Origin of the sequence: Flavobacterium sp. (assembly GCF_027484705.1) — a bacterium.
GTDB lineage: Bacteria > Bacteroidota > Bacteroidia > Flavobacteriales > Flavobacteriaceae > Flavobacterium.
In genome coordinates, this window is sequence record NZ_JAIXSL010000018.1 from 60174 (window position 1) to 73607 (window position 13434).

General features: G+C 37.5%; 10 protein-coding genes and 1 tRNA gene. 10 read left to right on the forward strand and 1 reads right to left on the reverse strand.

What is annotated here, in order from left to right; all coding sequences use genetic code 11:
- Positions 1-5 precede the first annotated feature (5 nt).
- The 10 genes from Q0058_RS11255 (at position 6) to Q0058_RS11300 (ending at position 10298) form a co-directional block, all read left to right on the forward strand.
- Positions 6-161 carry an SsrA-binding protein gene (locus tag Q0058_RS11255; protein WP_298223966.1) on the forward strand — a complete coding sequence of 52 codons (156 nt, stop codon included), beginning with the start codon at positions 6-8 and terminating at the stop codon, positions 159-161.
- 116 nt (positions 162-277) lie between these two features.
- Positions 278-351, forward strand: a tRNA-Arg gene (locus tag Q0058_RS11260).
- 614 nt (positions 352-965) lie between these two features.
- Complete coding sequence (locus Q0058_RS11265; protein ID WP_298223968.1) at positions 966-1379, forward strand: response regulator; 414 nt, start codon at positions 966-968, stop codon at positions 1377-1379.
- Positions 1380-1384: 5 nt separating this feature from the next.
- Positions 1385-1927, forward strand: a complete 543-nt coding sequence (locus tag Q0058_RS11270) for a heme NO-binding domain-containing protein (protein WP_298223970.1) — start codon at positions 1385-1387, stop codon at positions 1925-1927.
- A 2-nt stretch (positions 1928-1929) separates the two neighbouring features.
- Positions 1930-4539, forward strand: a complete 2610-nt coding sequence (locus tag Q0058_RS11275) for a PAS domain S-box protein (protein WP_298223972.1) — start codon at positions 1930-1932, stop codon at positions 4537-4539.
- An 11-nt stretch (positions 4540-4550) separates the two neighbouring features.
- Complete coding sequence (locus Q0058_RS11280; RefSeq protein WP_298223974.1) at positions 4551-5684, forward strand: FIST N-terminal domain-containing protein; 1134 nt, start codon at positions 4551-4553, stop codon at positions 5682-5684.
- Positions 5684-6709 (forward strand): ATP-binding protein, encoded by a 1026-nt coding sequence (locus tag Q0058_RS11285; protein ID WP_298223976.1) that lies wholly within the window; start codon positions 5684-5686, stop codon positions 6707-6709. The genes Q0058_RS11280 and Q0058_RS11285 overlap by 1 nt, the downstream gene beginning before the upstream one ends.
- Positions 6709-7026 carry an Hpt domain-containing protein gene (locus Q0058_RS11290; protein ID WP_298223978.1) on the forward strand — a complete coding sequence of 106 codons (318 nt, stop codon included), beginning with the start codon at positions 6709-6711 and terminating at the stop codon, positions 7024-7026. Before Q0058_RS11285 ends, Q0058_RS11290 begins: the two co-directional genes overlap by 1 nt.
- Before the next feature lie 14 nt (positions 7027-7040).
- Positions 7041-7748: a LytTR family DNA-binding domain-containing protein gene (locus Q0058_RS11295; protein ID WP_298223980.1), complete on the forward strand. Its 708-nt coding sequence runs from the start codon at positions 7041-7043 to the stop codon at positions 7746-7748.
- 117 nt (positions 7749-7865) lie between these two features.
- Positions 7866-10298, forward strand: coding sequence for a DUF4114 domain-containing protein (locus Q0058_RS11300; protein ID WP_298223983.1), 2433 nt, complete (start codon positions 7866-7868; stop codon positions 10296-10298).
- A gap of 993 nt (positions 10299-11291) precedes the next feature.
- Here Q0058_RS11300 and Q0058_RS11305 read toward each other — a convergent pair.
- Positions 11292-13355: a hypothetical protein gene (locus Q0058_RS11305; RefSeq protein ID WP_298223984.1), complete on the reverse strand. Its 2064-nt coding sequence runs from the start codon at positions 13353-13355 to the stop codon at positions 11292-11294.
- Between the last annotated feature and the right edge of the window lie 79 nt (positions 13356-13434).

Genomic DNA, 13434 nt, shown 5'->3' on the forward strand with positions numbered 1-13434 from the left:
AACTTATGTTTAAAATCCTTGCTAAAATAAACCTGATACTTTTACCGAGTTTCACCAAGCAACAACTCGACATGGCTAAAGCGAAAAAGTGGCAACTGGCTTTGATTGCTTGGCGGTATTATGTGACTATACGCGCACTTGATTACAATTCAAGAGGTTAATCGTTGGATTTTGCAAAGGTTCAGAATGTCACTTTCAATCATAAAATCCGAAAGAATTTTTATTTGAATTTAGATTTGCAAATGCCATATTTATGCCTATATTTGCACCCGCATTAGGCCTCGTGGCGCAACTGAATAGCGCATCTGATTACGGCTCAGAAGGTTACTGGTTTGAATCCAGTCGAGGTCACTTAAGAATGAAAAGTCTGCACGCTAGTGCGGACTTTTTTATTTTATTTTTTGATGTTGAGCTCGCTCATAAAATCAAAAAATAAAATAAAAAAGTTTCAATCTTTGATTGAAAGACTTTTAATTTCCACTACGGAGCTTATTCTGGATATGCAATCCAGTCAATGCTCAATAAAACCAAGTAAACTTGAGCATTTTTTTGTTTTTGGGATTTTCAAAACGGAGCTTATTCTGGATATGCAATCCAGTCAATGCTCAACAAAACTAAGCACACTTGAGCATTTTTTAAGGATTTTAAAAACCAAGTTTTGATGGATGGGCGAAGCCAATACACTCGAAACAACCCTTAATCCCAAAATACTTAATATTAAGATTTCAGTATTTTTATCTAATTTCATTTTTTTAGTTTCATTAAAATTTAGTCTTTTAACCAAGTAAAAACTAAATGTAGATTATGAACTTTATTAATCTAAACTAGCTTTTCCAACTTGTAACTATTATCGTTCGTCTACACTTTTCTACCATTCGTCTACACTTAAACGGTGATTAACGAAAAAAAAACGACAATGACACCCTTTGACCTAGTTTTGAAATTGGATACTTATACCTAAACAAATGGCTAGATCATTAAATATACTGCTTATCGAAGACGACGCGATTGAAGTGATGAAATTCAACAGAGTGCTGACCACTTTAAAGATGAATCACAAAATCATTGAAGCCAATAACGGTGAAGAAGCATTAGCTATCTTAAAAGAAAAAGAAATCATTCCAGACATTATTATCTTAGATTTGAACATGCCGCGTATTAACGGCATCGAGTTTTTACAAATTTTAAAGAATGACGACTATTTAAAGTACATCCCATCCATTATTTTAACTACTTCCAACAATCATAAAGATGTTATGGAATGTTATAAAATTGGAATTGCCGGGTATGTTTTAAAACCTTTGAAATACGAAGATTACGTTGATCGTATCCAAAAAATGCTCGAATACTGGAGCGCGAATGAATTAATTTCTCAATAAATAGTATGTACGGAATTGTAAACAAAGCCATCGAAGATTTGGTCATAGCCAACTTCGGCGAGGAAAAATGGGAAGCGATTAAGCAGCGAAGCGGCATCGATATTGACTTTTTCATCAGTAGCGAACCCTATGACGACGACGTTACCTTTAAATTAGCAGTGGCGGTTTCGGAAGAAATGAATATGACGGTTGGCGATGTGTTGATTGCTTTTGGCGAATGGTGGGTCATCAAAACAACTTCTGAAAAATACACCGGATTAATGCAGTCTGGCGGGAATAACCTTAAAGAATTTTTATTAAATTTACCCAACTTCCACAATCGGGTGATGCTGATTTATCCCAAACTAACACCTCCGGAATTTAAAGTGAGCGACGTGACTGAAAACAGCATTCAGTTGCATTATTTCTCTAAACGTCAAGGGTTGCAAGAATTTGTGAGAGGCTTAATTCAAGGACTCGGAAAAATGTATGATACACCGGTCACAATCGAATTGATGCAAACCCGAAACGAAGGAAGTACACACGAAATATTCAAAATAAGCTGGTAAAAATGGACGGATTAGAATTTAAATTTCAAGAAGAATCTTTTAATAAATTATTCCCTTATTTTATTCTAATCGACGCCGCTTTTCAAATCGTAGGATTCGGGAAAAGCATTGCTAAAATTTGCCCTGATTTAAAAGCGAATGTTCCGTTTAATGCCTTTTTCATACTCAAAAGACCGCAGGCCGAAACCAATACCTTTGATGCGTTATTGCATTTCAGTAATCAATTAGTAGTTATTGAAAGTAATGCTGATGGTGTTGCACTTAGAGGACAATTTGAATTTCTTAACGGACAATTGCTATTTGTGGGCTCGCCTTGGTTCAACTCGATGAACGAGGTGGTGGAAAGAAGTCTGACTATTAATGATTTTGCTATTCACGATCCCCTTTTAGATTTACTTCACGTTTTAAAAAATCAGGAAATTTCTGCTAAAGAACTGAAAGAAACGCTGATCACGATCAACAAACAAAAAAATGATCTAAAAAAAGCCAACAAAGAAATTCATGACATCGCCTTGTTTCCCACACAAAATCCGGATCCTTTGATTCGAATCGATTTTGATGGGAATTTGATCAAAAGAAACCCTGCGGCTGAAACGCTCTTGTCCTTTATTCATGAAGGTAGAGAATACGATGCAGCCACTTTTTTCAAAATCATTAGCCCCCAAATTGATGTAGACCAAGAGCGCTATATTTTTGAAACCCAATCAGGATCTAAAGATTATTCGTTTGTGTGTAAAAGCCTTAAAGAAGAAAAGTACATTAATATTTATGGGCGAGATATCACAGAACAAAAAAGAAATAGGGCCGAATTAGAACGATTGTCTCTGGTAGCGAGTTCAAATGAAAACGGAATCGTCTTTACGTATCCTGATGGCACTATTTTCTGGTGCAATGATGCATACACCAATTTAACAGGCTTTCCTAAAGAGTTTATTTTAGGCAAGACGCCTATAGAAATTGGGAAATGCGAGCATACCAATACCGAAGATTTTTCAAAAATGCTTACGCCTTTCTATAAGGGTGAACCTTTTGAAGTAGAACTCATTCACGGCAAAAAGGATGGTAGTCATTTCTGGTCCAGAACCAAAGGGCAACCGATTTTTGACGAACAAGGCAAGGTAAAGCAGTATTTCGCGATGCTTGAGGATATTTCCCTTAAAAAGCGCTATGACGAAAGTTTAGAAAAAGAAAAAAGCAAATACCAAAGTATTATCGCCAACATGAATTTGGGCTTACTGGAAGTTGATTTGAATGATGTGATCACATTATCCAACAACAGCTTTAATGAAATGAGTGGTTATGCTTCAGAAGAGTTGGTTGGCAAAAAAGCTGCTGAATTGTTGATGCCTAGTGAAAGCCAAAAAATCATTCTTTCCAAAAATGACACCCGAAAACAAGGTGTTACCGATTCCTACGAAATAAAAATATTCAATAAAAAAGGGGAAAAAAGAAATTGGCTAATTAGCGGAGCTCCTAATTATGACCTTAACGGAAATGTCATCGGATCTATTGGCATACATCTCGATATTACCGAACAAAAAGCCCAGGAAGAGCAATTATTGATGTTGTCGCTTATTGCTGAAAAAAACATTAATGCCGTACTTATCGCGGACAAAAATGGTTTAATTGAATGGGCTAATACTAGTTTTTTAGGCATGTCTGGCTTTTCGATGGAGGAAATCATAGGAAAGAAACCAGGCCATTTATTGCAAGGCCCGGAAACCAATCCGGAAACAGTAATCTACTTGAAAGACCGCATCCAAAAAGGATTGCCTTTCAATTGTGAAATTGTCAATTATTCTAAAGCTGGTAAGAAATACTGGGTCAGCATTCAAGGGCAGGCTTTGTATAACAAGAAAAATGAGATTGTGAAATTCTTTGCAATCGAGGAAAATATCACCAAGAAAAAAGAATTGGAACAACAAAGAGAATTCCTGGTGGATAGCTTAGCGAAAAGCAATAAAGAACTCGAAGATTACGCCGCGATTGTTTCGCATGATTTAAAATCGCCTTTACGAAGCATCCATTCTTTGATTACATGGATTAAAGAGGATAATGACAAAGAGTTTAATCCTCAAACCTTGCAGTATCTGGGCATGATGGAAAACAAAGTAGAAAAAATGGACCACCTGATCGAAGGCATCCTAACTTACGCCAAAATTGACAAAGCCGATGTGGCCATGGAAAACATCAACACCCATGAAATTGTTCAAAACATCATCAATATCATTCATATTCCACCGCATATTTCGGTTACCATCAAGAATAGCTTACCAGTCATCAAAGGAGATCGTTTCAGAATCCAGCAATTGTTTCAAAATATTATTAGCAATGCCGTAAATTATATCGATAAACCTAGCGGAATAGTTGAAATAGATTGCCAATCGATGCCCAAGCATTACGTTTTTTCAATAAAAGATAACGGTCCAGGAATCGCCAAAGACAACCAGGAAAAAATATTCAAAATATTCCAGTCTTTGGGCTCCAGCGATAAATCAACCGGGCTCGGGCTGTCTATCGTAAAAAAAATCATCGACTTGTATCAAGGCGAGATCTGGATCGAAAGTGAAATCAATCAAGGCGCCACTTTTTATATTCAACTAAACAAATAATTTGTTCCTCTATGAAAATAGTTCAAGCTTCAAAAACAGAAAACCAACCTTGGAAATTCCTTCAGGAAAATACCGTATTAAACAATCCTTTGGTATTGATTTTTGCCAACCGCTTCTTATTAGAGCAGGAAGAAGTCATTGCCGATATTCGAGAACAATTTCCTTATGAGCATCTTATTTTTGGTTCCACTTCAGGTGAAATCATCGCAAACCAGGTGCATGATGATTCTATTGTTGTGACCGCCATCGAATTTGAAAAAAGCAGTTTTGAAATCGTCACCGAGAACATTTTAAACTTCGACAAAAAAGCAAAACCACTCGGAGAAGCTTTGTATGCTAAGATCCCCAAAGCCAATTTAAAGCACTTGTTTGTGCTGTCAGAAGGCAGTTTCGTCAATGGCAGTTCGTTGATTGATGGTCTTGAAAACAAACTGACCGATGCAGTTTCGATCACCGGCGGAATGTGTGGCGATGATGCCAGATTCCTAAAGACCCTTGCGTCGTATAAAGAAAATCCGAAAGAAGGCGAAGTCGTTTTGATTGGTTTTTACGGAGCAACATTAGAAATCACTTTTGCGAGTTTTGGCGGCTGGATTCCATTTGGTCCGGAGCGTAAAATCACCAGTGCCAAAGCCAATATTCTTTTCGAAATTGACGATCAGCCTGCGCTCGATTTATATAAAAATTATTTGGGTGACAAAGCCAGCGAATTGCCTCAAGCGTCGCTATTATATCCTTTGAACGTGACTCCTGAAGGCAAAAGCGAACCGGTGGTACGCACGATTCTAAGCATCAATGATGACAACAATTCGATGGTGCTTGCCGGAGATGTTCCTGTAAATTCAAGGGTGCAACTCATGATGGCTTCCGTTGATGGTATTGCCGCCGGCGCCCAACATGCCGCGGAAATCGCTATGAGAAACAGAAAGTCACCCCCACAAATAGCTCTGTTGGTCAGTTGCATCGGAAGAAAATTAGTCATGAACCAAAGAGTTGAAGAAGAAATAGAACAAGTGCAGGAAATCATCGGGAAACAAACCGCCATCACTGGTTTTTATTCTTATGGCGAAATGGCGCCTTTTAATGGTCAGACCGCTTGTGAGTTGCACAACCAAACGATGACCTTAACCTTAATCAGCGAATAATGAATTCCTTATTAAAAAGACAAATTGCCAAGCATTTGGATACCGGTCTCAATAATATCGACTTATTTTTTAAAGCCGTCGACAATTCCTATGAAAATTATGAGGAGCAAATTGCGATGTTGCAGCGCGCTATGAAAATTAGTTCGGATGAACTGTATGCTGCAAACCAAAAATTGCGAGAAGAAGCGGAAAGTTTGAAAGATATCAATAGAAATTTAGAGTCGATCCTGAATTCTATGAATCTCGACGCTTCTAAATTTTCTAATACTGATACGCTGAAATCTTCCGAATACATCAAACAACAAGCCGTTGAAATTATCAAAATCAACAAGCAACGGGAAGAATTATTAATCAATCTTGAAAAACAAAACCAAGCGCTGAATGAATACGCGCACATGGTATCGCACGATTTAAAAGCACCGTTACGCAGTATTGATACTTTGATCAACTGGTTTATGGAAGACAATGCCACAATGATGACTGGCGAGAATAAAAAATCGATGCAGACCATTTTATCCAATGTTGAAAAAATGGATTTGCTGATTAAAGGCATACTAGTGTATTCTTCAGTAGAAAAGCAAGAAGTAGAAGACCGAACGATTGATTTAAACATTTTGATTGATGAAGTGGTTCGTACGATTCATGTTCCCAATCACATTACCTTGACTGTAAACAATACCTTACCTAAAGTATTTGGAAATCAATATCGTTTCAAGCAATTGTTTCAGAACCTAATTCAGAATGCAATAAAATACAACGACAAAGAAACCGGAACCATTGAAATTGGAAGCACCGAAACAGAAACAGAAATGCAATTTTACATCAAAGACAATGGCATTGGCATCGCAGAGAAATACCAAAGCAAAATCTTCGATGTCTTTTCGAAACTTCATAACAACGATGCATCTTCTGGCATTGGACTTTCAATTGTAAAAAAAATCATTGATCTCTATAATGGTAAAATCTGGTTAAAAAGCCAAGAAAATACCGGTACTACTTTTTATTTCACCCTACCCAAAAACTAATGGAACAACCCAACAACAATTATATCGACCAACTTTCGGGCGATAATCTCGAATTTAAAGCTAAGATGATTGCCATTTTAAAACGGGAATTGCCTGAAGAAATAGAGATATATCTAAACCAAATGCGCAATAATGATTGGGCTGAAGCGGCACAATGCGTGCACAAATTGAAACACAAAATTTCCATACTAGGTCTTGAAAAAAGTTATTATATTGCTGAACAATTTGAAACACAATTGAAAAACAAAAACACCGTGTTGCATTCGGACTTTGAAGCTATTCTAGAAGTGATGCAACAGTTTGTTCAGGAATTATAATTTTGATTTAAGCTATGAATTGCATTGTTATCGACGACGAAGAAATGGCAAGAGCCATCATTGGACAAATGATTGAGAACTCCGCTCCATTGAAATTAGTTCAAGAGTTTTCAAACGCAATGCAAGCCATCAAATATTTAAATCAGCATCAGGTTGATTTGATTTTCCTCGACATTCACATGCCTGATTTTACAGGTTTCGACTTTATTCAAACCATCAAAAATCCACCGAAAGTTATCTTAGTTACTTCTGATAAAAACTTCGCCATCGAAGCTTTCGAATACGAGTGCATCGTAGATTATTTAGTAAAACCCATCACCGAAGATCGTTTCCTAAAAGCCGTTCAGAAAGCCAATGCCAAACAATTGACCGCTGCCACAACTGCGAATAAAGCGGTGGCAGAAGACAATGCCAACGAATTTTACATCAATATCGATCGTCGTTTAATCAAAATTGAATTTGCCGCGGTCAATATTGTCGAGGCCAAAGGCGATTATATCCACATCAAAACCGAAGGGAAAAACTACGTCGTGCATTCCACACTTAAAAAAATTGAAGACAAATTGCCTAAAGATTTGTTTTTGAAAGTGCACCGCTCGTTCATCATCAATACCAAAAAAATCATCGACATTGAAGACAACAGCGTCTTGATCGGCAAAGATGTCATTCCGGTCAGCCGTGCCAACCGCCCAGAATTGATGAAGCGCTTGAATTTACTCTAAATCATTCGTCGAAAGAAAACCGTATTCCACCGACACTTCCGTTTGCCTCTATCTAATATTAAAAAGAGTCCGTAACCAAGCTGTTAGATTTGTATCATAATTTTAAAAAACTCAATTATGAAACGAATTTTAGTACTCATTACATTTTTCTTTTGCACCGTAAATTACGGGCAGACTTATCAATATTTAGGATCCTATACTGCAGACGGAACGCCTTTATATTTTGCGCCTAGTGACGTTATCACACAAGCAACACTTACGCTAGTAAGTAATTCTTTACCTGAAAGCTATCCAGTACCAACCTACAATCCGCAGTACATTTCATCAGGTTATGGCACCGACATTATTATTGACAGCCTCGCCGATGTTTGGGTGACTTTCGTAACTGAAGGAGCGGGTTACAAAAACGTCTTAGGATTTTATACTTACGACATTAATAATCCTCCTACAACGGCTCCCACAGCCAGTCAAATTACGATTGTTTTTCCTAATGTTTCTGCGCAAGGAAGCGGTGGTTCTTTAGTCGCAGGTAATAAAGTGAAAATTGGTACTTTTCCTGCTGGAACAGGAATTGGCTGGGTATTGCTTGCCAATGCCTGGAATGGTACTCAAGTGACCAGTGGTTTGTGGCGTTTGTTTTCAAATCCAAATTTTAATCCGGAAGCAACAGCTGCTTTACGCCAACACAATGTTTTGTTGAATGACCCGGACAACCAACGCGTCATCCTTGGCTTTGAAGACATTCGCCGCGACAATACCAGTTGCGACAATGATTTTAATGATGCCGTTTTTTATATCACATCAAATCCTTACGAAGCCATTCGTTGTACTAATCTGGCGGATGTTAGTAGTGCCAATGATGTTACTTCGGGAAATAATGGCGGACTGGAAAGCAAAGGCGATCTAGCCACTTTAATTGCAAAACGAAATTTTAAAAGAATCAAAACGAATAGCTTTGCCGATCGCAAACCAATACAAACAACGTATGCCGCAGCCCAAGGAACACAATTGCGTGCAAACGATCAAGTTAATTTTGCAGCGTTGCTTCCAGGTAGCGGATTGTTTGGCACTGAAACCACTTATGTTTCGAGTCCGACCGATTTGATCGGAATTACCAATGCGAATCAAGTGTATTCCGTTGATTATTATCAAGGTGAAAACAGAGTGGCTGCCGTTTTAGCAACTGCTACAACAGGTGGAATTTACGGTCACTCAAAGGCCATTTGCGATCGTTTGAACAACAGTACTTTAGAAGATGTGAGAACCATCAATTTGAACGGTCTTGAAATCATCATGGTCAAAATCAAAAGAGCCAATGGCGCGATTGAATTTGCTTTGAATTTCTCCGTACAACAATTGGTTGGCGAAAACAAATTACACAGTTACTGGAATATTGCACAATATCCAACGGGAGCGTATACTAATTTCCAGGTTTGGGGAAATTCTATGGGGCAAGTGAGTAGCATTACCAATTATATTTTGGCGCAATATCAGTCGCAAGGTGCTTTAACTACAGAAACCGTAAGCAACCGAATTCCAACGGTTTTCGTAAAGAAAGGTTTTTATAAAAATGGCGCATTGCATTTGTCTATCATCAATAAGTCTGGAGCAGCATCCATGCTTTTAGAGGGCAATAAAAAAGTGACGGAATTGGCAACGTTAGAAAATGTTTCTCAAAACATCGCATTAACGAATGACTACAATCAAGAAGTAGTTTTAGATTTAGGTGGCTTGTTCGATTTTGGATTTTCAATCACCGGAAACAATTCTCCGCAACAAGATGCCTTATACATGGCAGACGGACCTTGGGGATTGGATTATGTGTCTGCAGAAACTACCATAGAGAATTATCAAATGACTAACACGTCAACAGCCGTAGCTTCTGATACGTATGCTATTGAAAGAAATGTGCAAGTAAACGGACAAGTGTTAGGAACGTTGAATGTCTTCAGAAATATGTTGCCTGGAGAATTAACTTTTGATGCTAGTGATTACGCTGCCGTTGGATTTACCATTCAGAATTCATTGCCTATGGAAGTCATATTGGTTACAGAAAACACGACCGATTGGAATAACCGTTTGCGCTTTCAAATCCCGGCGCATGCTACCGCTACAGAAACTACAATTGCTTTCTCTGATTTCACGAACAGTTTTGGGACGCAATTCAACCATGAAAAAATCAAAGGATTTGTGTTTTCGGTTCATGGGAATTACAGCACGTTTCAACCGTTTTCAACGAACATTTCCAACTTAGCATTGAAAAGCGCATCTGCTTTAGGAACGGTAGGATTTGAAAATGCAACGACTGCTCAATTATACAATTACCCGAATCCATGTCAGGGTACTACTACCCTAGTGTTGCCTGTACAAACTTCAAAAGCAACCGTACAAATTATTGATTTGACAGGAAAAGTTTTGCAAAATAAAACCTACGAAGTAGAATCGAATCAAGTAACGATTTCGCTAGACGGTATTTCAAAAGGCTTTTACTTTTTTGAAGTAACGACCCAGGACAATCAAAAATACCAAAGCAAGTTTTTAGTGAAGTAAATAACCCAATTATATAATCGGAAAGAGGCTGTCAGTAATGATGGCCTTTTTCTTTTTGTGGTTATACCGAATCCAATCGCTTTTAGTTGAACGTTTTAATTTTGTGCAAAACACAGACAACCTCTTGCCAAAAACAGATTAAATCAAACGCCAAAATTACGCTCGCATCAATCTTTTACTTTTTTTAGAAACACCATTTTAGATTGATTTAGCAAAATTAATAAATCCAAAAACCTAAATGCTTAGCGATTGCTTTACACTGCGGTTATAGTGGTTCGCGACGCACGCAATTGGTAAGGCCATAAGGATCTTTTCAAATATACCATTCCAATCTCAAACCAACCTTACCATTTTTATTCTGTGTCAAAAACATTTATCTTTTTAAAATTGACACAAAACCTTTGTCAAAAAAAAGATTTCAAAAAATTTGACACAAAATCTGTGTCAAAATATTTTTTTCGAAAAAATTGACACAAAAGATTCTTATCACTCAAACCTAAATCTTGTTACATAAATAGTGAGTTGTTCAAAGCTTAGCGCAGTGCGTTTAGATCATAGTGGGTTGAGGCCATTGCGCCTGGGTTTCAGAGAAAAAAGTGGTGACTGCTCTGCTTTAGAAATCGTACTTACAGAAATACTTCACACTACTTTGGCCAGCGCAAACCAACGATAACACTTCAGTAAAACTAACGTCATGCTATTATCGAGGCATCTATTTTGAAAAGTTTTAGCGTCGTATTTAATTCGTATTATAACCCCTTTATTGCAATGGGAAGACTCCTAAATTTCAGGAACAATCTTTCTTAAATATCATCTGTTACATCGCCTCAATGCCTTGCATCACCTCTTAAAGTTAAATAGATTGATACTGCAATAAAGCCCAATTAAAGCTTAATCGGATAATATGATGCTGCTTGGTTTAAAATGGAATCGTTGTAAGAATGACGCATAAAAAAAAGCCGCCCAATCAAACAACTTTAATTTTTTTCATCATTAAGATTTCGTCTTAAATAATGGTTTCGAGAACAAACTCCAGCGCAAACGGAATCCGATTTCCGTATAAGTAAATCCTGCCACCGATGCCGAAGCGATATTACTTTTACCGCCATAAAGATTGGCCAGCAAACGATCGGAAAACTTATAACCAAAACGCGCCTGAATGCGGTAAGTAAGTTGTTTGTCGTTGTCTTCAATATACTGATAACCTGCAGCGGCATTGACATTGTAGAAAATACTTTTGGGCAACGCAATTTTTTCATCTTTCAGAAAATCGACGAAGATTTCGTACGCATTAAATTTCTTCGGACTAAAATATATCGTGGGCACTTGGTCTTTAAAAGTAATGAACTGGTAATTGAATCCGGTTTTCAAAACGGGTTTCGAAAGAATGTTATAATACAACGAAGTAAACAAAAGGTTTCTCGTATTGCTGTCCGTTTGCGTGGTGTAATAATACTGCGTAAACCAACCCAAATTGATGTTGGTTCCCATATTGTAATTCAAATAATAATTGTTGGTCGCAATTTGTTGGTCGATCAAATCGGTATTGAAATTTTGCAATTCGCGTTTGTAACCCACTTCTAAATCTTGCAATTTGTAAGGCTTGACTTTGAAATATGCTGCCACTAAAGCTTGTGTATAATTGCTGAAGGTAGAAGAAGCGGAAGTCACTCCAATTTCCGCATTAAAATTAATTTTCGGATGAAACTTATAACCAAAACCCACTAAAAAATCATTCGATTCCGCTTTGACATTCGTATTCTTATTGCCTGTTTTTCTAAATTGATACGTTGTATTTAGCGCCCATTTTGTCGACAAAGGAAAAGTCAATAAGGTTCGAGAAGTTATTGCAGTGTTGTTTCCGTTATCAAACGAATAGCTGATTTTCTCTTCTACGTTAGGCGTGTGTTCTTCGTTTAGTTTCTTTAGAAAATTCGTAGCATCGTTTTGGTTTTCAAAAATAGTTAGCGTGGTTTTTACCGCGGCAAACGATTTGTCGATTTCGCCTGAAGCATAATAAGCATTGGCAATCCCCAGGTTTCCATCAAACGATTTGGCATCATTGACCAGAATGTTTTCATAATAACGGATACTGTCTTTAAAATCACTTTTATAAATAGATAATGTTGCTGAAAGTGCTAATAACCAATTCTCGTTGGTGTAATGCGTATTCAATTCGTTAATTTCCGTGGCTGCTGCTTTAAATTTTTTATTCCAGATTAAAGCTTGTACGTGGCGTTCGTAGGTTTGCTTTTTTAAAGTTTCGTCACTGCTTTCTTTTACCGCAGTCATGGCGTTTTGGGAAGTTTGTAAGGCTTGCGCATCTTTACCATCAATATGTTCAATTAATGCCTGTCCATTCAAAGCCAATATCGGATCGGTTGCTGACAACAACTTATAGGTCGCTTTTCCTTTGGCAATGTCTTTACTGATAAGGTATAAATTGGCTTTGTTTAATGAGGTTTCTTTGTCGTTCGGGAAGTCGGCTAATATTTCATTGTAAAAAGTTTCCGCTTCGGCGTATTTTTTCTCTTTCACCTTATCATTCGCATAACCCAATTTGATATACTTTCTGGAAACCAATGCGCCTGAATTTCCGGGCGACAACTCCAACGCTTTGTTCACATTCATTAAAGCATCTGGAAATTCTTTCAGATTAGATAATGTATTGGCGAAACCCAAATGCGCGACAAAATTGGTTGGATTGTTGGCGACCAAGTTGCTGTAGAATACTTTAGCCTCGGCAAATTTCTTATTCCATAATAAGGCTTCGGCATAATTCAATTCGATTTCCAGATCGCCTGGATATTCATTTTTCAGTTCGATAAACATTTGCAAGGCCGCTTCAGGTTGTTTATTTAAACCGACAGCTCTCGCATAACACAAACGGGCGGTTTTATTTTGAGGATAATCTTTTAAGATGTCTTTGAAAAAAACTTCGGCTTGGCTGAATTCGCCTTTTTCAAGATGGCTGAATCCGGCATTCATATTTTGAGCGCTACAGATACTACTTAAAGTAATCAGAAAAAACAGAACCGTTTGGTGTATTAATTTCATTCGTCGATGGTGTGTTTATTAATGAGTGCAAGTTAGGGACAAACCTATGATATTTCACCTACAGCAAACCGCCATTCGT